Source organism: Tateyamaria sp. Alg231-49 (assembly GCF_900143535.1).
Taxonomy (GTDB): Bacteria; Pseudomonadota; Alphaproteobacteria; order Rhodobacterales; family Rhodobacteraceae; genus Tateyamaria.
The window spans coordinates 17,963-39,928 of sequence record NZ_FRFA01000010.1; the positions used below are offsets into that span (position 1 = coordinate 17,963).

At 57.3% G+C, this 21,966-nt stretch carries 21 protein-coding genes; 1 reads left to right on the plus strand and 20 read right to left on the minus strand.

Going from position 1 to position 21,966, the window contains the following annotated elements:
- Positions 1-176: 176 nt before the first annotated feature.
- From DHN60_RS15415 to DHN60_RS15480, 14 genes are all read right to left on the minus strand, one after another.
- Positions 177-965, minus strand: a complete 789-nt coding sequence (locus DHN60_RS15415) for an NAD(P)-dependent oxidoreductase (protein WP_108838226.1) — start codon at positions 963-965, stop codon at positions 177-179.
- The gene (locus tag DHN60_RS15420; RefSeq protein WP_108838317.1) at positions 962-2,269 is read right to left on the minus strand and encodes an ATPase; all 1,308 of its coding nucleotides are present in this window, start codon (positions 2,267-2,269) and stop codon (positions 962-964) included. Before DHN60_RS15420 ends, DHN60_RS15415 begins: the two co-directional genes overlap by 4 nt.
- Positions 2,270-2,342: 73 nt before the next feature.
- Complete coding sequence (locus DHN60_RS15425; RefSeq protein ID WP_108838227.1) at positions 2,343-2,840, minus strand: prepilin peptidase; 498 nt, start codon at positions 2,838-2,840, stop codon at positions 2,343-2,345.
- Positions 2,841-2,844: 4 nt separating this feature from the next.
- On the minus strand, positions 2,845-3,699 hold the full coding sequence (locus DHN60_RS15430; protein ID WP_108838228.1) for a lipopolysaccharide assembly protein LapB: 855 nt from the start codon (positions 3,697-3,699) through the stop codon (positions 2,845-2,847).
- An 82-nt stretch (positions 3,700-3,781) separates the two neighbouring features.
- Positions 3,782-4,348, minus strand: a complete 567-nt coding sequence (locus DHN60_RS15435) for a tetratricopeptide repeat protein (protein ID WP_108838229.1) — start codon at positions 4,346-4,348, stop codon at positions 3,782-3,784.
- A gap of 108 nt (positions 4,349-4,456) precedes the next feature.
- Positions 4,457-5,425, minus strand: coding sequence for a type II secretion system F family protein (locus DHN60_RS15440; RefSeq protein ID WP_108838230.1), 969 nt, complete (start codon positions 5,423-5,425; stop codon positions 4,457-4,459).
- A gap of 12 nt (positions 5,426-5,437) precedes the next feature.
- Complete coding sequence (locus DHN60_RS15445; protein ID WP_108838231.1) at positions 5,438-6,403, minus strand: type II secretion system F family protein; 966 nt, start codon at positions 6,401-6,403, stop codon at positions 5,438-5,440.
- 14 nt (positions 6,404-6,417) lie between these two features.
- A complete protein-coding gene (locus DHN60_RS15450) occupies positions 6,418-7,845 on the minus strand; it encodes a CpaF family protein (RefSeq protein WP_108838232.1) in 1,428 nt (475 codons plus the stop codon).
- Between the two features lie 23 nt (positions 7,846-7,868).
- Complete coding sequence (locus DHN60_RS15455; protein WP_108838233.1) at positions 7,869-9,107, minus strand: AAA family ATPase; 1,239 nt, start codon at positions 9,105-9,107, stop codon at positions 7,869-7,871.
- A 238-nt stretch (positions 9,108-9,345) separates the two neighbouring features.
- Complete coding sequence (locus tag DHN60_RS15460) at positions 9,346-10,011, minus strand: OmpA family protein (protein WP_108838234.1); 666 nt, start codon at positions 10,009-10,011, stop codon at positions 9,346-9,348.
- 12 nt (positions 10,012-10,023) lie between these two features.
- On the minus strand, positions 10,024-11,454 hold the full coding sequence (locus tag DHN60_RS15465; RefSeq protein WP_108838318.1) for a type II and III secretion system protein family protein: 1,431 nt from the start codon (positions 11,452-11,454) through the stop codon (positions 10,024-10,026).
- A 222-nt stretch (positions 11,455-11,676) separates the two neighbouring features.
- Positions 11,677-12,534: a Flp pilus assembly protein CpaB gene (gene cpaB, locus DHN60_RS15470; protein WP_108838235.1), complete on the minus strand. Its 858-nt coding sequence runs from the start codon at positions 12,532-12,534 to the stop codon at positions 11,677-11,679.
- A gap of 275 nt (positions 12,535-12,809) precedes the next feature.
- On the minus strand, positions 12,810-12,986 hold the full coding sequence (locus tag DHN60_RS22530; protein WP_199913689.1) for a hypothetical protein: 177 nt from the start codon (positions 12,984-12,986) through the stop codon (positions 12,810-12,812).
- Between the two features lie 109 nt (positions 12,987-13,095).
- On the minus strand, positions 13,096-13,275 hold the full coding sequence (locus DHN60_RS15480) for a Flp family type IVb pilin (RefSeq protein WP_108838237.1): 180 nt from the start codon (positions 13,273-13,275) through the stop codon (positions 13,096-13,098).
- 365 nt (positions 13,276-13,640) lie between these two features.
- On the opposite strand from DHN60_RS15480, the gene DHN60_RS15485 reads away from it, so the two are divergent.
- Positions 13,641-14,450, plus strand: a complete 810-nt coding sequence (locus DHN60_RS15485) for a lytic transglycosylase domain-containing protein (RefSeq protein WP_108838238.1) — start codon at positions 13,641-13,643, stop codon at positions 14,448-14,450.
- A gap of 99 nt (positions 14,451-14,549) precedes the next feature.
- Here DHN60_RS15485 and DHN60_RS22685 read toward each other — a convergent pair whose 3' ends face one another.
- The 6 genes from DHN60_RS22685 to tldD all read right to left on the minus strand — a co-directional run bounded on the left by DHN60_RS22685 (position 14,550) and on the right by tldD (position 21,909).
- Positions 14,550-14,738 carry a GNAT family N-acetyltransferase gene (locus DHN60_RS22685; protein ID WP_306416011.1) on the minus strand — a complete coding sequence of 63 codons (189 nt, stop codon included), beginning with the start codon at positions 14,736-14,738 and terminating at the stop codon, positions 14,550-14,552.
- 63 nt (positions 14,739-14,801) lie between these two features.
- Positions 14,802-15,428: a 3-oxoacid CoA-transferase subunit B gene (locus DHN60_RS15495; RefSeq protein WP_108838240.1), complete on the minus strand. Its 627-nt coding sequence runs from the start codon at positions 15,426-15,428 to the stop codon at positions 14,802-14,804.
- 129 nt (positions 15,429-15,557) lie between these two features.
- Positions 15,558-16,271 carry a CoA transferase subunit A gene (locus DHN60_RS15500; RefSeq protein WP_108838241.1) on the minus strand — a complete coding sequence of 238 codons (714 nt, stop codon included), beginning with the start codon at positions 16,269-16,271 and terminating at the stop codon, positions 15,558-15,560.
- Positions 16,272-16,404: 133 nt separating this feature from the next.
- Positions 16,405-18,996: a type I DNA topoisomerase gene (gene topA / locus DHN60_RS15505; RefSeq protein WP_108838242.1), complete on the minus strand. Its 2,592-nt coding sequence runs from the start codon at positions 18,994-18,996 to the stop codon at positions 16,405-16,407.
- Between the two features lie 99 nt (positions 18,997-19,095).
- Positions 19,096-20,244, minus strand: coding sequence for a DNA-processing protein DprA (gene dprA, locus DHN60_RS15510; RefSeq protein ID WP_108838243.1), 1,149 nt, complete (start codon positions 20,242-20,244; stop codon positions 19,096-19,098).
- A gap of 243 nt (positions 20,245-20,487) precedes the next feature.
- On the minus strand, positions 20,488-21,909 hold the full coding sequence (gene tldD / locus DHN60_RS15515) for a metalloprotease TldD (protein WP_108838244.1): 1,422 nt from the start codon (positions 21,907-21,909) through the stop codon (positions 20,488-20,490).
- Positions 21,910-21,966 lie beyond the last annotated feature (57 nt).

The following is a 21,966-nucleotide window of genomic DNA, read 5'->3' on the forward strand; positions in this document are numbered from 1 at the left end:
GTCGCCTTACGGCGCCGTCCCCCGGGATTTTTTTAAATCAGAGAATTTGGACAAGGATGAGCGGTTTACCCTTTGTTCACAGGAGGGTTTGTTGAAAGTGGGCGATGCATAGTGCGTGCAAAACTTGCGCACCGAAAACTGACATATTGCTGGGGTAGAAGCCGTGCGCGTTTTATTTAACGGCGCGGGGTGAGGGCGCGGACCGTAGCCTGAACGAGTTGGGGTAACGCTGTGTCTGCGCCATCTGGTGCGGCATCCAAAGCAGCGGCGACGTCCTTGACCAGAATGCCAATGGAATTGTCGGCAGCGTGTCCTTCTTTGGCAAACTCGATTGTCTCAAATCCGGAGGCCAGCCAATTTTGCCCCGAGGACGTTTCGATCAGCGCCAGAAGTTTGTCTGTGTCGAGCCCGGCCGCATCCGCCCAATCCAAAACCAGCCGAGTCATCGCTGTGTGCGATGCGGCCAGCAGATTGTTGAGCACTTTGGCCTGCATGCCGGAGCCGTAGGGGCCCATGTGGTGGAAGTGTCGACCCATAAGCGAAAGCAGCGGAATGGCGTCGTCGATGTCGTCTTGCGCACCTCCCAGCATGAAACTGAGGCTGCGGTCTTGGGCACCGGCTTGTGCCCCTGACATGGGGGCGTCAATCAAGGTGATGTGGTCAGGTACGCGGGCGCGCAAAGTGTCTACATAGCGCGGCGACAGCGTGGAGCAGATAAAGATCCGGCGCAAATTAGGGGCCACCGCTATTAGATTTTGGGTGTCAAAGAGAAGCGCATCGGTTTCGCCCGCATCACGCACCACGCTGAATAGGGTCTCGAGTTGTGGGGCAAATGCATCCAAATCGGTCGTTATATGATCTGGACCTTTTCCCACCACGTCAAAGCCCATCGCATGGGACGTGCCGTCTCGCAAAGCATCGAGCATCGGCGCACCCATGCGCCCGCAGCCTGCAACCCCGATCATTTGACGATATGTTCGTCCTTGACGAACATGTTGGCCCAAGCCCGGTCGATGAGTTCGGGCGTCATCTGTTTCTCAATACCTTCGAAATTGCAGGTCGCCACCATTTGGTCGACGAGGAAGTTCGGCTGGTAGTTGGCATAGATGTTCTGGATCGTCGGGTATTTGACCTTGAGCAGGTAGACGAGCGCCTCTTCGTTCAGGGCCATCCCTTTTTTCTTGGCGACCATGGCAAAGATCTTCAGGAAGTTAGCTTGGCTTGGCCCGTCGATTTTGATTTTGAAGAAAATCCGGCGCAGGGCGGCTTGGTCAAAGATTTCGTTGGGGTGGAAGTTGGTGGAGAAGACCACCAGCGTGTCGAACGGCACCTCGAATTTCTCACCCGATTGCAGGGCGAGGATGTCCTTGCTTTCTTCCAGTGGAACAATCCAGCGGTTGACCAGCGCCTGCGGGCTTTCAGCCTGACGACCAAGGTCGTCCACGATAAAGATGCCACCTGTGGATTTCAGCTGTAGCGGCGCCTGATAGGTTTTGGCTGTCGGGTTATAGACGAGGTCCAGCATATTCAGGCTGAGTTCACCGCCCGTGACCACGGTGGGCCGCTCGCATTTGACATAGCGCATGTCATGGGGCGTGCGCTTGCGCAGGCCGGTGCCCATGTCGCCTTGATCCTTGGACAGCACGTGAACGATGGGATCGTAAACCGTGATCACCTGACCCGCATATTCGATGGCGCGCGGCACATAGACCTGATCGCCAAGGGCGTCGCGGATCCCGTTTGAAATCGAGGATTTACCGTTGCCGGGCGGGCCATACATCAGGATCGAGCGGCCCGCTGACACGGCGGGGCCAAGCTGGTCCAGAAGGTCAGGGGGCAAGACCAGATGGCCCATGGCTCCGGTCAATTGTGTGCGGGTAACCATGATGTTGCGGATCGACTGTCGCTGGACCTGTTCGCGATACATATCAAGCGGTACGGGCATCGCGCCAAAATACTCCGACTGTGCCAATGCATCGAGTGCGCGCGCCTTGCCCGCATCCGTCAACTGGTAGCCCATTTCGTTGCCGTTGTTGGCGTTGAGCGTGCCGGTCGCCTCCATCAGCCGTTGGTCGCGGCACATGTCGATGATCTCTTGCACAACCGGGATCGGCAGGCACAGCGCCGGGGACAGGTCCGACACCATGTCGAGGTTCTTGCGAAACATGGTTTTCAGCAGGATGTCCCGCATCATCACGATAGGCAATTTCATCTCACCCAGCCGTTTGGGGGCGGGGGGGGCGATCACGTCTGCGACTTGCATATTCATCGGGCGGGCCTGTGGGCTGTTTGTTTCGCCAAAGATTAGCCCGCGTTTCAGACCAAATTGTGGCGATATACCGTCAAGACCCGTGCACTGCCGCAAGACACAGATAAAGCGCAAGGGTGGGGCCAAGGGCAAAACCCATGGGAAACTTGCGTCCTGTTGTGTGCCAACTGTCCCATGTGGGGGCCATTTTGTGCAAAGGCGTGACCTTGGCGATCCGGTGCACGGCGTAGGCCGCAAGCAGAACAGCAGCAAAGAGCGCCATCAGCAGGCGAAGATCAGGCAACGCAACATAGGGCGCGGCGGCGGCAAGAAATTTTGCGTCCCCAGCGCCCATGACGCCAGCAGCGTTCAGCACGATACCGACCAGCAGCACGATCGCAAGCTGTGCCAGTTGACACAGATAGGCGTCAAAGGGGTAGAGGAACGGGCCTAACACCACAAAGACCGACGCAATGGCAATCACCGTGGGGTTGGTGATCTTCATCCGCGAAAGGTCAGTGTAGGCCACGTAGAGGCACAGCGGCAGCACAAAGGGCAGGACCCACCACGCCACCAGCGCGGGCAGTGACATCAGATCACCCGTTGTTTTCGAGCGCGCTCAGGGACCTGACAGCGGCTTCGAAGTGTTGGGGATGCGTTTCGATGGCATCACGTAGCAGTGATTTTCCGGTCTGCACATCACCTTGTTTCACAGCCGTCAAACCCATGGTGTGCAGCAATTGCGCACGTTCTTTCTGGTCCATCGGGATAACAGGCAGAGCATAGTTACGTTGCGCGCCACGCGCGAGGACGAGGTTGTTCTTGGCCGTAAACAGCTTGGGGTCCTGGCGAACCGCATCGGTGAACAGGCGTTCTGCATCCGCATAATCGCCACGCGTCAGTTTGGAATAGCCCCAGTTGTTCAAAACGCCGGAGGGCCGAGTGGTGAGGCCTGTGGCAATTTCGTAAAAGCTGTCGGCCTTTTTCCATTCCTCGTTACTATCGGCGATCAGCGCCTCCAGGCGGTAACGTTTGAAGGTCTCGAACGTAGGTGGCACCTTGTCGAGCTCCTGTTCCGCCCGTGCCCAATCGCCTGCGCGCAAGAGCGTGTCCGCATAGTCGACGCGGTCTTCATTGGTCGCACCTTCCAGATCGACCACACGGGCATAAACCGGCACCGCTTCGTTGTAGCGTTTGGCGCGCACGAGGCTAGAGGCCAGGCCACGTTGGATTTCGATCCGGTCAGGGGTTTGCGATGCTGTGCGTTGGAAGTACGTCACCGCCTCATTCGGGTCGGCGACCGTCAACATCACATCGTTCAAACCGTTTTCGTCGACGACATTCACGTCCTGAAAGGCGCGTTCAACGGTCTCGTCAGCGGTTTTCTGTTCACACGCGGACAGGGCCAATGCCCCTGCCACGGAGACAGCCAAAAATACGGGGTGGCGCATGGTTGCGTCCTTTTTCCTGCTCGTTCACGCCGTGCTTTTTTGCCCGGTCGCATCCCACGCGCCTTAGTGGCGCACCTCAAACTCAATCGGCAGATTGTATTAGAAAGTCACTTCTGCCGCGTCGGACCAGATTATACTGGCTCTCATTGGCTTCCAGACTATCAGGATTTTCTGTTTTTGCGAGTGCTGTGCGTAAATTATCCCTGATGAGTGTGCTTTCTCCGTCATCCAGTGCAAACGCCTTTTTCAGAACCAGCACCGCTTCGGCGTTTTTGCCCTGTTCCATCAGTACAACGCCAAGGTTGTTCAGGTCCTCAGGGAAGGGATCGAATTCGGTGGTGGCGCGCCGTAGCAGGGTTTCGGCCTGTCCCAGCCGCCCAAGCCCAAGGTTTGCGGTGCCCAGTCCGGAGAGGATTTCACCATCAAATCCGCCCTTGTCCAGCGCGGCCCGATTGAAGGCTTTGATGGCCAGCTCGAACTCTCCAGCGGCAATGAGACGGTGGCCGACCTCAACCCCGCTGACGGCTTCTGCCTTGCGATCAACGCCCGGAGCGAAGGGGCCGGATTGAGACACGTCGATGCTTGCCGGCTCACAGGCGGCAAGAATAAGAGCGATCAAGAGGGCGGGCAGAGCCCGGATGCCTGACATTTTGTGGCCTTTGCGACCTTTTTATACGACTGCATCGCCCGGGGGCTGACCCCGCGCGATGCGATCCTTTTATCATGAATTGGCGCTCTGCCTAGTGGCGCGGTGGGATCAGTTGCTCATATTCCCAAGTTGTGTGATGCCGTGCACGGATGGGCCCACAAGGATGATCAGAAGCGGCGGAACCGTCAGCATCATCGTAGCGAGCGTCATCTTGGTTGGCAGCTTGTTGGCCGCCTCTTCGGCGCGCATTACGCGCTTGTCGCGCATTTCACTGGCAAAGACGCGCAAGGCTTCGGCGATGGAGGTACCAAAGCTGGCCGATTGCACGAGAACGGTCACGAAGGAGGCCACATCCTGCACCCCGCAGCGTTCGCCCATGTCATTGAGAACATTAACCTTGTCCTTGCCCGCTTTCATTTCGTAGCTGACGACCTGAAATTCGTCCGCCAAAGCCGGGAACGAGGCTTGCAATTCTCCGGCAATCCGCGTGATCGCCTGATCAAGCGACTGACCGGCCTCAACACAGACCAACATCATGTCGAGCGCATCCGGGAAACCTTGAGTGATCTGTTCTTTGCGGGCTTCGACCCGACGGGTGATCCAGTATTGCGGCAGGTAATATCCAGCGCCGCCGGGGCCGACTGTCCACATGATGATTTTTTGAGTGGTCATGTTGTCTGTACCGACCACAAAGTTGGTGTAGATCACCCCGGCGATCAGACCGAGCACACCCAGGATAAACTGGGCCGCGTGGAACATGCGGACCGAGTCACGAGACTGGTACCCCGCCTGACGCAGCATCAACTGGCGCTTGGAAAGTTCTGCCACGTCCTCGGGTTCGAGGAATTTGGAGAAGCGTTCAAGCTGTTCGTTGCGCGCACCCTGGCGCAGGCGTTCTTTTTGACTGCCAGTATTCTTGGCATGGGTGTTTTTCTTGAGTTTGGCCAGCGGGTCCTCGGGTTGACGCATCATCATCACGAGGACGATCACTATCATCATCACACCAAGCACACCGACGATGATGATCGGCCCGAGGGGCCCGAGAATGTCGTTAATGGGTTGCAGCACTGCGTCCATGATACTGGTTCCTTAAACTTTGATGTTGGTCAGGACGCGCATCACCACAAGGTTGATGCACAAGAAGATGCCGACGACGAAACAGGCCGGGATAAACCATGGGTGGTCGCGTACTTCGTCATAGTAATGCGGGTCGCCGATGTTGATCACGACCAGTGCCACAAGCGGGAAGGCGGACAGGAATTTGCCGGACCACTTGGCCTCGGCGGTGATCGCCTTGACCCGGCGGAACAGTCGAAAGCGGGCGCGGATCACCTTGGCCAGACCCATCAAGATCTCAGCAAGGTTACCACCCGATTGCTGCTGGATCGTCACGGCAACGGCGAGAAAGCGCAAATCCTGCATGTCGAGCCGTTCCGCCATCGCCTTGAGCGCTTCGCCAACGTCACGCCCAAATGCGGATTCGTCTGCGATCACGCCAAATTCCGAGGCCAGAGGGTCTTGCACCTCTTTGGCAACGATCTGAATGGCAGAACTGAACGGGTGGCCGACGCGCAGGGAGCGCACCATAAGTTCCACCGCGTCCGGCAGTTGTTCCTCGATCATGGACATCCGCTTGTTTGCTTTGGAGGACACCCAAAAGAACACGGCCCCGATGCCGATGCCCACGGACATCAGAATGCGTACGGGTGGTTCGGTTTCGGTGCCCACAGAGAGGCCGATAAAGGCCACAGCACTGAGGCCACCCATGATCATGATCAGCTGTTTTGGGGTAAAGGCGATTGCCGCCTTTTGCGCCTTGTCCGCCAGCAGGGAATAAAGCGGGATGGAACGTGCACCCATGTGCTGCTGCATTTCCTTGCGCAGCTGATCCAGCACTTCTTCGCGCCGCCCGCCTGACTTGTTCAGCATTTCGAGGCGGCGGTTGACCCGGTTGTTCAGGCTGATGGATTTGCCAAAAGCAACAAGATAGATTCCTTCGACGAGCACCAGCACGCCGATAAAGATTAACCCGTAGATAATTGGTTCTGCGCTCATTTTGCTCGGGTCCCTTATTCTGCCGCGATGGGTTCGTAGATGCTGGCGGGCAGGTCATATCCCCACATACGGAAGCGTTCGGAGTAGTGCGAACGCACGCCGGTGGCGGTGAAATGACCAATGATTTTGTTGTCGGGTGTGAGGCCGACACGTTGGAAGCGGAACACTTCCTGCATGGAGATCACGTCGCCTTCCATGCCCGTAATCTCGGTGATGGATGTCATGCGCCGCGAGCCGTCTTGCAGACGCGAGGCCTGCACGATCAGGTTCACAGCGGACGAGATTTGCGAGCGAACCGCTTTGAGCGGCATTTCGATGCCTGCCATCGCGATCATATTCTCCAAACGGGACACACCATCGCGCGCCGAGTTGGCGTGGATTGTGGTCATAGAACCGTCGTGACCCGTGTTCATGGCCTGGAGCATGTCAATGACTTCTTCGCCACGCGTCTCACCCACGATAATGCGGTCGGGACGCATCCGTAGCGCGTTTTTCAAACAGTCGCGCGGGGAAACCTCGCCTTTGCCTTCGACGTTTGGCGGGCGGCTTTCCATTCGGCCCACATGGGTCTGTTGCAGCTGGAGTTCGGCCGTATCCTCGATTGTCAGGATGCGTTCGTTGTTGTCGATGAACGAAGACAGCGCGTTGAGCGTTGTCGTTTTACCTGAACCGGTACCGCCCGAGACGATGACATTGAGGCGCGTGGCCACAGCCGCCTGAAGATAGGCGGCCATTTCTTCGGTAAAGGCGCCAAAGTTGACCAGATCGTCGATCCCCAGCTTGTCCTTTTTGAACTTACGAATGGAGACGAGTGAGCCATCCACCGCGATGGGGGGCACCATCGCGTTAAAACGTGAACCGTCTTGCAAACGGGCGTCAACATAAGGGTTGGATTCATCAACACGGCGCCCCACGGCGGACACGATCTTGTCGATGATGCGCAGCAGGTGGCGTTCGTCTTTGAACGTAATGTCGGTCAGTTCCAGCTTGCCCGCGCGTTCCACAAAAATCTGCTGGGGGCCGTTGACCAGAATATCGTTGACCGTCTCGTCCTTGAGCAGAGTTTCGAGGGGGCCAAGGCCCATCACTTCGTCAAACAGTTCCTGGTTAAGAACCTGCCGGTCCTCACGGTTCAGGATAATGTTCTTTTCCTGAAGAAATTCGCTGGAGATCGCCTGAATTTCCTGACGCAGGTCGTTCTCGGTCGCTGATTCAAGCGCCGAGAGATTGAGGTTGTCCAGCAGGACGCGGTGCAGTTCGAGTTTGATCTCGCCCATCCGCTCTTTTTTCTTGCGCTCTTTGTCCATGGGAACAACGGCGGCAACACTCGCATTGGCTTTGCGCGCAATCTTACTAGATGTGTCGGCCTTTGGCACTTCTTCCACTTTTGGGGCGGGTGCAGCGGCCTTGGCTGGTGCGTCTTTTTTGTATTTCGAAAACATCGAGAAACCCCCGGTTTAGCTGATCACGCCGCCTGGACGTGATCATCACTCAATTCATGGATGGACGCGGCCAGCTTGGCGATCTCGCGGCGCAGTGGATTCTTGGCGGCTGAAGAGGCCAAAGGCAGGCCGTGATCCGCGCTTTGCGTGATCGGCTTGCCGCCCTCCGGCAGTTGCACTTCGACAGCGATGTCGAGGCTTTCGGACAGACGCTTGACCCGCGCCTTGCCACCCAAATCGGTGAACTTGGGCGCGCGGTTGAGCACATAGCGCAGCTTTTCGATTGGCAGTTCTTCGGACTGCAGCGCGCGTTTGAAACGCAGCGTGTTCTGAGCCGAGCGCAAATCAAGTTCGAGCGTAACGAAATAGAGGTGCGCCGAGGACAGAACCGTTTCGGTCCATTGCACAAGAGTCGATGGCATGTCGATCACGACATAATCAAAGTGTGCACGCGCCATGTCGATCACGCGGGTAATGTCGTCGGGCGTGATCAGATCCAAAGGAATCATGTCTGCGGGTGCTGTGAGAACTTGCAGCTTTTCCTCAAAAGTCAGAAGCGACTGGCCAAAGATTTCTTCGTCCATGGCTTCGGTGTCCGACAGCATTTCGAACACAGCCTCGCGGCGGGGCAGGTCCAGAAAGGTTGATGCAGAGCCAAACTGGAGATCAAAGTCCAACAGACACACATTGGGTGTCTCATTTGGATTGAGCAGGGCCAGTTCCCACGCAAGGTTCACCGCAAGCGTGGTTGATCCTGTGCCACCGGCGACGCCGTGGGCGACAAAGACAGCGCCCTCTTTGTTGACACCGGTTTTTAGTTGCGCTGTGCGATCCGTTTCGACGGGAATTTGTGCAAGAGGCGCGCGCAAACGTTCGATTGCCATGTGCAATTCCCCCTCGGGCAGGGGATAGGGGACAAACTCGTCCGCGCCGTTGCGCAACAACTGGTGCAGCGAGGCGGGTGTGACGTCCTCTGCAATCAGGATGACTTTTATGTCGCGGGCTTTTGCGTGGCTGATGATCTCGCCCATCAGGACAAGGTTGTCTTCATCTGCATCATCGAGGGCCAGCGCGACGAACTCCATCGCTTCGGCTTCGGGCTGGTTGAAAAAGGCCAGCGCCTCGGCAAATCCCAGATCGCCCCACGCTTCGCCTAGAGCCTGTTCCATATCTTCGATCAGCAGATCGAAGTTCTGTACATCTCGGCTGATGGTACAGGCCACAATTGGCGCTGTCTCTGGTTGCGGCATAACACTGCTCATTGCCCACGTGTCCTTCAATTACGAAACAAAAGTCTGGGTCAAGCGGTGTTGCGCCCGACTGACTGATGCTCCTGAGCCCAATTTTCATTGGACATAGGTGTTCTTAGGAGGCTGTTGTCGCAGTCAATTCAGGCGAGATTTGGGCTAAAAAACTCCAATTGTTTGGTTTCTTGGAACGATAAGGCGCGCAGACAAGGATTGTCTGCGCGCCTAAGTTGAATACAAAAGGGTAGAGGTCTTACTGTTCGGTGCGCAAATCGGCTCCAGTGATACCGCTCAGCTGGCTCGGTGCCTCGGCCGACTTGATATAATCGCGATAGATGATCTGGGCGTACTTGCCGTCCAAAACAGAAGGATTGGATTTCACGAAACCCGACACTTCGGTCACTGTACGGCGATTGCGCCGTTCGCGCCCTTGCGTCACGATCAGTGGCTGCGTTTCACCGAAGGAGGCGACAGCCTCGAGCCGCGAACGATCAATGCCCTGAGTGGTGAGAAAACGAACGACTGCGTTTGCCCGAGCAAGGCCTAACCGCTTGTTATAGCCTGCAGAACCGACTGAGTCTGTGTGGCCGAAGACCTTGAAGCGAACCTCAGGGAACTGACGGATCCAGTTGGCCTGTTGGCGCAGCGCGTCTTGCGCCCCGCTGTCCAACTGAGATGAGTTGAACGAAAAGTTCACCGTTGTGATCACTTCGGATGCGAAACGATTGGCCAGATCGAATGTATAGCCCTCTTCGCCAGTCATGATCAGTGTGTTGCTGGCAGTGGCGTTCCCAAATTGGCCGGTGTCGACCAATGATCCGGCTTCACGATAGAACTGTGTGTAGACCGGGTCTTGAGACGCGCCGCATGCCGATAACGCCAGACTGCTTGTCAATGCGACAGTGATGATCGGTTTCATAGCGCCCTGTCCTTAATCTAACACGTAGCCATATGAGCCAGAGAAGTCCTGTTTGGCAACCTCGCCTGCGGCACCTGTTTTGGGGACGCGTGATCCGGCGGCCGTGCGGCCATAAAGGAACAAGTCAGCTTCGCTGGGGGGTTTGATGCGATCGGTGGGCAGCGCCAGAATGTCGCCCCGGACAGGGGACACCAGATGCGCCGTGATGATAATCACAAGTTCAGTCTGGTTGCGCTGGTAATCTGCAGAGCGGAACAGTGTGCCAAGGATCGGAACATCGCCAATCCAGGGCAGCTGAGTGGAGTTGTCGACAAAGTTGTCTTCCAAAAGTCCAGCAATTGCAAAGCTTTCGCCGTCACGCATCTCGACCGTGGTCGATGTTTCGCGGCGTGAGAAGGCGTCGATTTCAAACCCGTCAACCTCAAACCCGTTTGTGGGATCGATGGCTGATACCGCCGCTTCAAGTTCGAGGTTGATCAGATCGCCGTCCACAACCCGAGGGATAAAGTTCAATTCGATCCCGAAAGGTTTGAATTCGATGGTGATCACACCGTTATCTTGGCTGACGGGGACGGGATATTCGCCACCCGCAAGGAATTTGGCCTCTTGCCCGGACAAAGCCACCAGATTGGGCTCTGCGAGAGTGCGCACAACACCTTTTGCTTCGAGCGCTTCGATCAGAAGCCCGATTTGAGTGCTGCCCCAATTCCAGCCAAACAGGATGGCACCCGCGTTATCATTTGAGAGTGGGGTATTGCCACCAAGAGCGTTGGCCGTTCCAAGAGCACCGACATTGGTGCCGCTGCCGCCAGAAATGCCGACATCACCACCAGATGCTGTACCACCTATGGCCCAAGAGGAGCTGAGCGACTTGGAAACAGAGCGGTTCATCTCTGCAAAGCGCACTTTGAGCATCACCTGCTGTACGCCACCGACGCTCATCAGGTTGGAAACGCGGCCTTCGGCGTAACGTTCGGCCAGATCAAGCGCGCGTTGAAGGCGTGCAGTGGACGATACCACTCCGGACAACACGATGCCGTCATTTGCGGTGCGTACTTCGATCTTTTCACCAGGAAGGATCTGGCGCAGCCGTTCTTTGAATTCTGAAATGTCCGCTGCGACCCGAACGTTCACGTTCGTGATCAGACGGCCGTTCGCATCAAGAAGGGTTAGCGTGGTCAGACCCGGCGTTTTCCCCAACACATATATAGTGCGGTCGCTGAGCGAGGAGATATCCGCAATGGCCGGGTTGGCAATGCTGAGTTCGGCGAAAGGTTCTTCGCTTTCGACGACAACGGCCCGGTTCATCGGGACATTCAGCGTTGCTTCGGTTTCTGTGCGCAAAACGCGAAGGTTTTCTGCTTGTGCTGCAGAAATCGCCATCGGGCTGATCGCAAGAGACAACCCAAGAAGGGTCGCTTTGAAAATTCCGTCAATGTACATGTGACCTGCCTTTTTGATCACGCCTCGGTGTCGGGTCTTATTGCCCGCGTGTATAACGGGTCGTTTGCCCGCTTATTGGAGGCACCATGCGGCAGTTTGCTTTTTATTGCAAGAATCAATGGGTTCAAGCCGGGCGTTTATGTGGATAACTGGCAACAGGCCACACAAACAAAAGGGGCGCCTCCAGTGGAGGCACCCCTTTAAGTTGTTGATTTTTAGAGATCAGTTTGTACAGGGGATCGGGATTTCGACCACATCAGCGCCGCGCCGCGTGCGGATTGTGCAGCTCTTTTCCTTGGCCACCTCTGCCTTTACTTCCTGCGTAGCGATGCCCAGAAGCGAGCGCTGGTCGACTTCGATCGCGCCTGCAACTGTGTCATCTTCGGCACCCACAAGCGACAGAGACAGGCGGCCGCTCGACTGAGCCTGCGCCAGTTTGGCTACCTGAGCGGGCGCAATAGCAACAGTAACAGTTTGTGCAATGATGGCCCCATCTAGATCACCAGCTGCGTTTTGGTCGATTGCGATCAGCTTGACGCCCGGTTCGATCAACTTGGTCACTTCACCGCGGTCCGCGCTGAGCGCCTGATCAACCCGGCCGGTCCAGTAAACATCGACTCGGTCACCAGGACGCAAAAAGCCGGATACACCGGAAGCCACGTCCACTTTGATCGCAAACGCGCGCATGCCGCGTTCCAGTCGGGACGTCAGCCCAGCCTCTTCGCCCGGCTGCGTGACTTTGACTTCGAGGACAGCTTCGTCTTTTTCCATTGTGCGCAGCACCACGCGGGCTGCTGTCACACCTTCGGCAAAGATCGGGTTGTCTTCGGTAAAGGCGCCTTCGGGAATTGCATTTTCGGGCCAATCCACGGTGCGCACGTCTTCCATCGTGAGCGCTTCACCATATTTCAGGGGGCGGTCCGCGACATAAACGGGAATCGTTGGGACAATTTTCTCGCGTTGGGCCCGTTCTTTGGCCAGTGCGGTCTGATATTGTCCGATGTAATTTTTGGCCATGTATACAGCACCACCCGCAAGGGCGATCCCGGCCAACAAGACCAATCCGAAAACCATTCGCATTTTTGCTACCTCATGATTGGGTCCACGATCTCCGGAACGGAGAGAACCTCTTAGAAGAAACAGTGGCGCCAGAATGTGGCATTTTTCGGGAAAGGGCAGGGTGTCGATGTGGCGTTTTGCAATGTCCCTTCGCAAAGGACAAAAAACCCCGAGCTGTGCACGGGGGAATTCGCAAAAAATGTATGCTGCAGCGGGGTGGCAAAGTGCGACGCCCCAAGGTTGTCTTCAATGAACTGCATGAGGCTCGTCGGCGTCCGGCAGTCTTTGCGACGATTTTAGAATTCAAAGTCGGTCATAAAGGCTTCTGTACCAGCTGATACTCCGGCGGAGCCATCAATGAGTACCGCCACAATACCTGCCGCCAACGCGACAACTGCTGCAGTCAGTACAACCCAGTCGACGGTGACTGCGCCAGCTTCTTCGCGGGAAAATTTCTTCATAAATCGGGTCATAACTGGACACCTTTCAAACGCATAACACTAGTGGCAGAGTGCACAAAGGGGCCGCGTCCGGAAACGGTCGCGGCCCCCCGTGTAAGAATAACCGTCAGGTCAGACCAACTTAGTTAGGGTCTTGAGCCTGCAGGAATGTGTCGGTGTCAGCTGTCAGCTCAGCCGCGCCAGTTTCGATCGACGTGTAAGCTGCAACGGCCAGGCCAACAACAGCGGCTGTCAGAACAACCCAGTCAACTGTTACGGCGCCGTCTTCGTCTTTACGGAAGTTTTTGATAAAGTTCATCATTGTAGTGTCCCTCCAAAGGATCAGTAGATTTACATTAACCTCGCCGTCCTTTGTGAGCCGCTCTCTCTCATTGGCTCTGTCCGACTTGGTATGCCGTTATATAGACGTTGGATTGGGGCACGAATTTGGCGGCATATTGAGCATTTCACGTCTGCTAGAATAAAGTTGTAAGATTTTTGTTAGTGCGCTGAATTGTATGAGTTTTTTTCTAACAAAAGAGTTTGTTGATGTTTGATTTACCAAATGGGCGTGGCAAATAAGGCAAACTGGCCATATTTGACGTGGACAAAGCTGGTTTGAGTGCGGGTTTTTTGCGATATTGGCGTCAATACGGTCGAAGAACCGAACCCTTGAGGCGAACCAGTATGATAAGATCTGTGATTTGCGCGGCCTTTTTGGCTGCAAGCCTTTGCGTTTACCCTGTTGGCGCTGACGAACCCCCTGCATTCAAGCAATTCTCAGCCAAACGGGTCAAACCCCCCAGCGCCGGGACGAAAAAGCGGATTACGATTCAGATTGATCCGGCCGAAGTGGCCGCAGCGGCTGTCCCGAAACCGGAACCCAAGCAACCTGACGCAAAGCCACGCTTGTCCCGCTTTGACTGGTTCTGGGAGGATATATCCCCTGATATGGCGGACTCCGGTCCAGGGCGTCTGGATTTGGCGATGCGTGCCCTTGCACGCGCAGAGGCCCCTGTGCCGGTGCCACGTTTGCAACAGATACAGGCGCTGGCACAGGCGCAGGGCATAGACATCCTTAAGGCAACCATAGGAACAGAAGTGTCCCCAGCGCTTGTTCTGGCCGTGATGATGGTGGAATCAGGCGGCAAACCGGATGCCAAGAGCGGGGCAGGGGCAGAAGGGTTGATGCAGTTGATGCCAGCCACTGCCGATCGTTTTGGAGTGGGTGACAGTTTTGAGCCAGCCCAGAACATTGAGGGCGGTGTCAAATATCTGGATTGGCTCATGGGGCATTTTGATCGCGACCCGGTGCTGGTACTGGCCGGATATAATGCAGGTGAGGGCGCTGTGCGCAAACATCAAGGCGTGCCCCCGTATTCCGAGACGCGCGATTATGTACCTAAGGTGCTGGCAACGTTTCAATTGGCACGCGGCTTGTGCATCACGCCCCCTGTTCTTGTCACGGATGGTTGCGTGTTTGCCGCGATGAACTGACGAGGGCGGAAAACCTAAGGGTATTGCGATCTGGACTTCGAATTCCGAAAACGTCCCAAGCCAGACGTTAAACAGGTCTCTCCATTCGAGATGCTTGCGTCACTGGCTGTTCACAAACGAACAAAGCGGCACGATTGTCCATTCTTCAGCCCGCGCAACTGAAACCATCCGTTCCACCAGAGCAAGCTCAGCGCCAGTGGCGCGCAGCGCATCTTGCACACCCGTGTGATCGGATATTCGGCGCTGCGGCGACAATATAGAGTATGGGAATTCCGGCTCTGACCCCAAGTGGATCAGGAAAGGACGGCCATTTGCATCGCCGCCTTCGCGCTGAATGTCGAACGTTGGTACTCAGACCAGTGTGGCTTGGGTCGCTGCTCGCAGTTCTTCTTCACTCACGCCTTCGGCGGTTTCAACGATGCGCAAGCCTCCCTCGACAACGTCAAGGACGCCGAGATTGGTGATGATGCGATCCACCACGGCCTTGCCCGTCAGCGGCAGGGTGCATTCGCGCAGCACTTTGCTGTCGCCATGCTTGTTGGTGTGGTCCATTACAACCACCACACGACCCACGCCTGCGACGAGGTCCATTGCACCACCCATGCCTTTGACCAGCTTGCCGGGGATCATCCAGTTGGCAAGATCGCCGTTCTCAGCCACTTCCATGGCGCCAAGGATCGCCATCGCGATTTTGCCACCGCGGATCATGCCAAAGCTTTGCGCGCTGTCGAAATAGGCGGTCTGGGGCAGTTCAGTGATGGTCTGCTTGCCCGCGTTGATCAGGTCTGCGTCCTCATCTCCTTCGATCGGAAAGGGGCCCATGCCCAGCATACCGTTTTCAGATTGCAGTGTGACCTCAATCCCTTCGGGAATGTAGTTGGACACCAGCGTCGGAATGCCGATCCCCAGATTGACGTACCAGCCGTCTTCGAGTTCCTGCGCCGCACGCGCCGCCATTTGGTTGCGATCCCAAGGCATGTGTTTTCCTTTATCCGTCGAGAAGTGTCGCGCCCGAGGGCACGTCTATTGTGATGAAATTGCCTGCAACACCGGAGCTCTGATGGAGAAGGTGATTTGTGATATCTGGCATGGCCCCGCTCTTCTAACTTAGGCTGCGCGAGTGGTGCGTTGTTCAATGCGTTTTTCGTGTTCGCCTTGGATCACGCGGTGCACATAGATACCGGGCAGGTGGATCGTATCTGGATCAAGTGATCCTGTCGGTACAATCTCTTCCACCTCTGCCACGCATATTTTGCCGCACATTGCGGCAGGCGGGTTAAAGTTGCGCGCTGTCTTGCGGAACACGAGGTTGCCGGTTGCATCCGCTTTCCATGCCTTGACGATGGCAAGATCGGCAAACAGACCGGTTTCCATAATATAAGTTTCCGGAGCGCCGTCGGGGCCAGTCGGGAAGTCCTTGTGTTCTTTGCCATCCGCGATGACGGTGCCGACGCCCGTCTTGGTATAGAACCCCGGGATTCCGCAGCCTGCTGCACGCATCCGCTCGGCCAGTGTGCCTTGGGGGTTAAATTCCAGTTCCAACTCGCCTGACAGGTACTGGCGCATGAATTCGGCATTCTCGCCCACATAGGACGAGATCATCTTTTTGACCTGGCGGGTCTGAAGCAGGATGCCGATCCCAAAATCATCGACCCCCGCATTGTTCGACGCAAAGGTCAGGTCTTTGGTGCCAGCATCCTTGATCGCATCCAGCAGCAGTTCGGGTATGCCGCACAGGCCAAACCCGCCGGCAGCAATAAACATGCCGTCAAACAGCACACCTTCGAGGGCATCCGCCGCCGAACCATAAATCTTTTTCATCTGTGTCCCCTCAAAGCCCTCTTGTCAGAGCATGACGTTCGCGCCGCAAAAGATTGCCGCCGCCCCTATGCAAAGTCAACGCAATCTGCGTGTGTGCTGTTCCATACCGCAGCGTCGCAAGAAGGGCCATAATTCAAGACGCTTTTTTGGCCACCCGTTTCTTACTGGGTGCCTTTTTTTTGGCCGCTGGCTTCTTTTTTGTGGTCTTTTTCTTGGCAGGCGCTTTTTCGGAAATCAGCTGCACAGCCATGTCCATTGTGACGTCTTCGGGCTCGGTTCCCTTGGGAATGGTGGCGTTCACCTTACCCCATTTGACGTAGGGCCCGTACTTGCCCTTCATCACAGATACCGGTCCCCCTTCGTCGGGGTGTTCGCCAAGTTCGTGCAGAGGTTTGGCGGCCGCGCCGCGCCCGCCACGGCTGGCCAGTTTTTCGGCCAGCAGTTGCACTGCTCGGTTCATACCCACGGTCCAGACCTCGTCGATGCCTTCGAGGTTGGCATTGGTGCCCCCGCGATCTGACGTGCTTTCGGCGTGTTTGATGTAAGGCCCATAGCGCCCGATATTGGCCCAGACCATCACACCATCCTCTGGGTGGGGCCCGATTTCACGGGGCAGGGACAGGAGCATCACGGCCCGCTCCAACTCCAGCTCTTCTGGTGCCCAGTCTTTGGGAATGGACTGGCGAGGAGGTTTTTTGTTCTCTTCAGTCACAGGCCCACGCTGGACGTAGGGTCCAAAGCGGCCCTTGAACACGCGGATTTCGTCGCCGGCGTCTTCGCCCAGCAACTTGCCCTCTGGGGGAATGGCGCTGGCTTCTGCTTCGGGGTCTGGTGGACCAAACGGGCGGGTATAACGGCATTCTGGATAGTTGGAGCAACCGATGAAGGCCCCGCCAGAACGTGCGGTGCGCATGCTAAGCCGTCCAGCGCCGCAATTGGGGCAAAGGCGCGGATCGCTGCCGTCTTCCATGGGCGGGAACAGGTGAGGTTCCAGCACGTCGTTAATCTTTTCGAGCACCTCGGTGATGCGCAATTCGGACGTTTCAGCAATCGCCGCACTGAAATCGGTCCAGAAGCGGCCCAACACATCTTTATAGTCGCGATCGCCTGCGCTGACGTCGTCCAGCTGTTCTTCTAGGTCAGCGGTAAAGTCGTAGCCCACGTAGCGGCGGAAGTAGTTTTCGAGGAAGGCGATCACCAAACGCCCCTTGTCCTCGGGGATCAGGCGATTGCGGTCTTTGCGCACATAGCCGCGGTCCTGAATGGTGGTCACGATGCTGGCATAGGTGGATGGGCGGCCGATGCCCAACTCTTCCATGCGTTTCACCAAGGTCGCCTCGGTATAGCGGGGCGGGGGCTGGGTGAAATGCTGTTCGGGGGTGACGCCACGCTTGTCTGCAGCTTCGCCTTGACTCAGTTGCGGCAAGCGCTTGTCGTCATCATCTACGACCTCGTCATCGCGCCCCTCTTCGTAGACGCGCAGAAAGCCATCAAAGAGAATAACCTGACCCGTGGCACGCAGGCCAACCTGGCCGTCGTCGCTGCCGATTTCGACCGTGGTGCGTTCAAGACGCGCCCCTTCCATTTGACAGGCGAGGGTGCGCTTCCAGATCAGATCATAGAGTTTGCGTTGGTCCGCATCCATGATGTTCAGCGCGTCGGCATCCTTGGCCATGTCGGTGGGGCGGATGCATTCGTGGGCTTCCTGAGCGTTCTTGGCCTTGTTTTTGTAGATGCGGGGTTTGTCTGGAACATAGTCGGCACCGTAACGATCCTTGATCGCATCGCGCGCCATCGTCACGGCCTCTGGCGCCATGTCGATACCGTCGGTTCGCATATAAGTAATGTAGCCCGCCTCATACAGCCGCTGGGCTGTGCTCATCGCGGCCCGTGCACCCATGCCGAACTTGCGGCTGGCCTCTTGTTGCAGGGTCGAGGTCATGAAGGGGGCGGAGGGGTTGCGGGAGGCCGGTTTGGCCTCGACTGATTGGATTTTAAGCGCGCGGGAGGTGATGGCTTGCACCGCCATCTCAGCCTGTGTTTGGTTTTCGAGATCAAAGCGGTCGAGCTTTTTGCCTGCAAGGCTTGTGAGCCGCGCTTCGTATTCCTGTCCACGTGAACTCGCCAGCACAGCCTTGACCGACCAATATTCGCGGTTGCGGAACGCTTCGATTTCCATCTCACGCTCGGTGAGGATGCGCAGACAGACAGACTGGACACGGCCCGCAGATTTGGCGCCGGGCAACTTGCGCCACAACACGGGGCTCAGGTTAAAGCCTACAAGGTAGTCGAGCGCGCGGCGAGCAAGGTAGGCTTCAACCAGCGGCATGTCGACTTGGCGCGCATTGGCCATGGCTTCGGTCACTGCGGCCTTCGTGATGGCGTTGAACGTTACGCGGCTGACCGGCGTGTCTTTCTTGATCGACTTGCGCTTGGTTAGCGCCTCTTGGAGGTGCCAGCTGATCGCTTCACCTTCGCGGTCGGGGTCGGTTGCGAGGATCAGGGCGTTGTCGTCTTTGAGGGCGTCGGCAATTGCCTTCATGTGCTTTTTGGAGTCGCTGGCGACCTCCCACAACATCTCGAATCCGTTGTCAGGATCAACTGATCCGTCCTTGGGAGGCAGGTCACGCACGTGGCCATAACTGGCGAGAACCGTATAGTCGTCCCCCAGATACTTGTTGATTGTCTTGGCTTTAGCTGGGGATTCGACAACGACGACGGGCATTAAACGGATCTACCTCGGACGGGAAAAACTGCGTGCTCTATGGCCGCGCAAGATGTGGGGTGCAAGTGTGGAATGTCAATCGATGAGCGTTTCGTTCATCTAAATGGCGCGAGACAGAAGGCCACCGGGGGCGCGATTGATGCTGCCATCCAGCTCCAATTCGACCAGTGCCGGGGTAACACTGGAGGGGGGTGCACCAATGTCCCGGATCAGCTGATCTTCGGCCAGAGGAGAGGGGCCGAGGCGCGACAGGATCTGACTGTGGAGTGTGGCGGTTTCCTGCAATGTGCGGGTATCTTGGGGGCGTTCGGCGGGTGGTTGCAATGGCAACTGGGGCGTGAGCGGGGCGATGGGGGCTAGAGCCTCAAGAACATCGGCGGCGTCCCGCACCAAAGTGGCCCCGTCCCGGATCAGCATGTTGCAACCGGATGCGCGTGCATCCAGCGGGTTGCCCGGTACGGCCAGCACGTCACGCCCCAGATCAAGAGCGTCGCGCGCCGTGATCAGGCTGCCGGATTTTGCCGCCGCCTCGACCACAACAGTGGCTTGGGCAAGCCCAGATATCAGGCGATTGCGCGCCGGAAAATGACGCGCCATGGGTTGCAGGCCCATCGGCTGTTCGCTGATCCGCGCTCCCTTCAAGGCGATGTTGTGCGCCAGTTCGGCGTTTTCAGCGGGGTAAATCGTATCCACTCCACCGGCTTGCACGGCGACGGTACCGGTGGCGAGTGTCGCCAGATGCGCGGCCGCATCAATGCCGCGGGCAAGTCCGGACACAACGACATATCCCGCAGCCCCCAGATCACCGGCCAAACCGCGTGCCATCCGAGTGCCCAAAGACGAGGCGTTGCGCGCGCCCACCATTGCGATGGTGGGTTTGTTAAGTGAGCGGACATCGCCGATGACCCATAGAAAGGGTGGGGCATCTCGTAAATCGTTCAACATCTCGGGATAGTCTGGGCTGCCTTGCGCGATCAGATGCGCGCCTGCGGCACGGCCTGCTTTCAGCTCGGCATGTATCACACCTTCGGGACAAACGGTGTATTTCGCAACGCCCGCGGCGCGCGCCACCTCAGGCAGCGCGGCCAGCGCGTTTTGCGCGGTGCCGTGTTCAATCAGCAAACGTTGATACGTCGATATGCCAACCCGGCGAGAGCGCAACAGACGAAGACACGAGAACTGGTCATCTTCCGAGGTAGGTGGGAGTGGGGGGTGAGTGGAAGAAGGATGGGTATCCTTTTCAGTCATCCTTGGCTCCGTCCGTTGCTGTAAGTCTTATAGGTTCTGCAAGGTTAACAAGGGGTGAAGGGAACCCGTTCAATGAATGAAAAACATGTAGCGTATTGACTTTGTTAAATTATTTCGCGCCAAGACAGCGCTTGGCGGAGCAGGGAAAGAACGGGGTCCGCCCTTTGTCTTCCCCCAAAATGGCGAGGCGAACAGGCAGGATGTGGTGACCTGCGCCGCAAGGCCCGCGAGTTACGGCGAATCTCAGGCGGCCGAACCACCCACCGTCAGTCCACCAATCATCAAAGTCGGCTGGCCGACCCCAACAGGCACCCACTGTCCGGCCTTGCCGCAATTGCCCATGCCGGGATCAAGCGCCATGTCGTTCCCGATCGCGCGGATCTGTTTCAGCGCGGTTGCCCCGTCCCCGATCAGCGTGGCCCCTTTGACAGGCGCACCCACCACTCCGTTTTCAACGCGGTAGGCTTCGGTGCAGGAAAAGACGAACTTGCCGTTCGTGATGTCCACCTGTCCGCCGCCAAACCCGACAGCGTAAATGCCGTCCTTCAGGTCGGCCACGATGTCACCGGGGGCGACATCACCGCCCAGCATATAGGTATTGGTCATGCGCGGCATGGGCGCGTGGGCATAACTTTGGCGGCGCCCGTTGCCTGTGGCAGGCACGCCCATCAGGCGCGCGTTCTGTCGATCCTGCATATAGCCGACCAGTGCACCATCTTCGATCAACACGTTCTTGGCCGAAGGTGTGCCTTCGTCATCCACAGTGATCGACCCGCGTCGGTCGGGAATCGTGCCGTCGTCAAGAACGGTCACGCCGGGCGCTGCAATCTGCTGACCCATCAATCCTGCAAAGGCCGAGGTGCCCTTGCGGTTAAAATCCCCCTCAAGCCCATGCCCGATGGCCTCGTGCAACAGGATACCGGGCCAGCCGGGGCCCAAGACCACATCCATCACACCAGCAGGGGCAGGGACCGCATCGAGGTTGACCAAGGCGACGCGCAGCGCTTCGCGTGCTTTGGCCTGCCAGTCGGCGCGATCGATCAGACCGTCAAGGCCGACCCGCCCGCCGCCACCCGCACTGCCACTTTCGCGGCGGCCGTTGGTCTCAACAATGACCGAGATGTTGAGACGGCTCATCGGGCGCGCATCGCGCACAGTGTGGCCATCTGCACGCAAGATTTCGATCTCTTGCAGCGACGCAGCCAGCGATGCGGACACCTGAACAACACGCGAATCAAGGTCGCGCAGGTAGGCATCGACCTCCTTCAGGGTTTCAAGCTTGACTGGAAAGGTCGCCCCGGCGATGGGATCGTCTGCGGTATAGAGATGACGATTGGTCGCCTGCGGGGCATCTGCCATCGTACCGCCACCGTCACCAACAGCCAGACGCGCCGTATCTGCAGCACGGCGCAAAGCAGATTCGCTGATCTCAGTCGAATGGGCGTAGCCCGCGACCTCACCCCGGACGGCCCGCAGGCCAAACCCCTTGGCGGCATCATAGCTGGCCGTTTTCAAGCGTCCGTCGTCATAAACCAGTGCTTCGGAGCGGCGTTGTTCAAAGAACAACTCGCCATCATCGGCCCCTTTTGTGGCGGCGCGCAGCACATCCAGAGCTGTGTCACGGTCCACTTCTGTGTCCAGAGGGGCGAATGGGGCGTCTGTCATGGCATGCTCCTGCGCAGTTTGGGGTGGGAAAGAAACCCTGCAAGCGTCCGTTTGACG

Excerpts from the sequence above, each read along its gene's own strand:
- DHN60_RS15415 (WP_108838226.1), bottom strand. The coding sequence starts at position 965 with ATGATCGGGGTTGCAGGCTGCGGGCGCATGGGTGCGCCGATGCTCGAT.
- DHN60_RS15420 (WP_108838317.1), bottom strand. The coding sequence starts at position 2,269 with ATGAATATGCAAGTCGCAGACGTGATCGCCCCCCCCGCCCCCAAACGG.
- DHN60_RS15425 (WP_108838227.1), bottom strand. The coding sequence starts at position 2,840 with ATGTCACTGCCCGCGCTGGTGGCGTGGTGGGTCCTGCCCTTTGTGCTG.
- DHN60_RS15430 (WP_108838228.1), bottom strand. The coding sequence starts at position 3,699 with ATGCGCCACCCCGTATTTTTGGCTGTCTCCGTGGCAGGGGCATTGGCC.
- DHN60_RS15435 (WP_108838229.1), bottom strand. The coding sequence starts at position 4,348 with ATGTCAGGCATCCGGGCTCTGCCCGCCCTCTTGATCGCTCTTATTCTT.
- DHN60_RS15440 (WP_108838230.1), bottom strand. The coding sequence starts at position 5,425 with ATGGACGCAGTGCTGCAACCCATTAACGACATTCTCGGGCCCCTCGGG.
- DHN60_RS15445 (WP_108838231.1), bottom strand. The coding sequence starts at position 6,403 with ATGAGCGCAGAACCAATTATCTACGGGTTAATCTTTATCGGCGTGCTG.
- DHN60_RS15450 (WP_108838232.1), bottom strand. The coding sequence starts at position 7,845 with ATGTTTTCGAAATACAAAAAAGACGCACCAGCCAAGGCCGCTGCACCC.
- DHN60_RS15455 (WP_108838233.1), bottom strand. The coding sequence starts at position 9,107 with ATGAGCAGTGTTATGCCGCAACCAGAGACAGCGCCAATTGTGGCCTGT.
- DHN60_RS15460 (WP_108838234.1), bottom strand. The coding sequence starts at position 10,011 with ATGAAACCGATCATCACTGTCGCATTGACAAGCAGTCTGGCGTTATCG.
- DHN60_RS15465 (WP_108838318.1), bottom strand. The coding sequence starts at position 11,454 with ATGTACATTGACGGAATTTTCAAAGCGACCCTTCTTGGGTTGTCTCTT.
- cpaB (WP_108838235.1), bottom strand. The coding sequence starts at position 12,534 with ATGCGAATGGTTTTCGGATTGGTCTTGTTGGCCGGGATCGCCCTTGCG.
- DHN60_RS22530 (WP_199913689.1), bottom strand. The coding sequence starts at position 12,986 with ATGACCCGATTTATGAAGAAATTTTCCCGCGAAGAAGCTGGCGCAGTC.
- DHN60_RS15480 (WP_108838237.1), bottom strand. The coding sequence starts at position 13,275 with ATGATGAACTTTATCAAAAACTTCCGTAAAGACGAAGACGGCGCCGTA.
- DHN60_RS15485 (WP_108838238.1), top strand. The coding sequence starts at position 13,641 with ATGATAAGATCTGTGATTTGCGCGGCCTTTTTGGCTGCAAGCCTTTGC.
- DHN60_RS15495 (WP_108838240.1), bottom strand. The coding sequence starts at position 15,428 with ATGCCTTGGGATCGCAACCAAATGGCGGCGCGTGCGGCGCAGGAACTC.
- DHN60_RS15500 (WP_108838241.1), bottom strand. The coding sequence starts at position 16,271 with ATGAAAAAGATTTATGGTTCGGCGGCGGATGCCCTCGAAGGTGTGCTG.
- topA (WP_108838242.1), bottom strand. The coding sequence starts at position 18,996 with ATGCCCGTCGTCGTTGTCGAATCCCCAGCTAAAGCCAAGACAATCAAC.
- dprA (WP_108838243.1), bottom strand. The coding sequence starts at position 20,244 with ATGACTGAAAAGGATACCCATCCTTCTTCCACTCACCCCCCACTCCCA.
- tldD (WP_108838244.1), bottom strand. The coding sequence starts at position 21,909 with ATGACAGACGCCCCATTCGCCCCTCTGGACACAGAAGTGGACCGTGAC.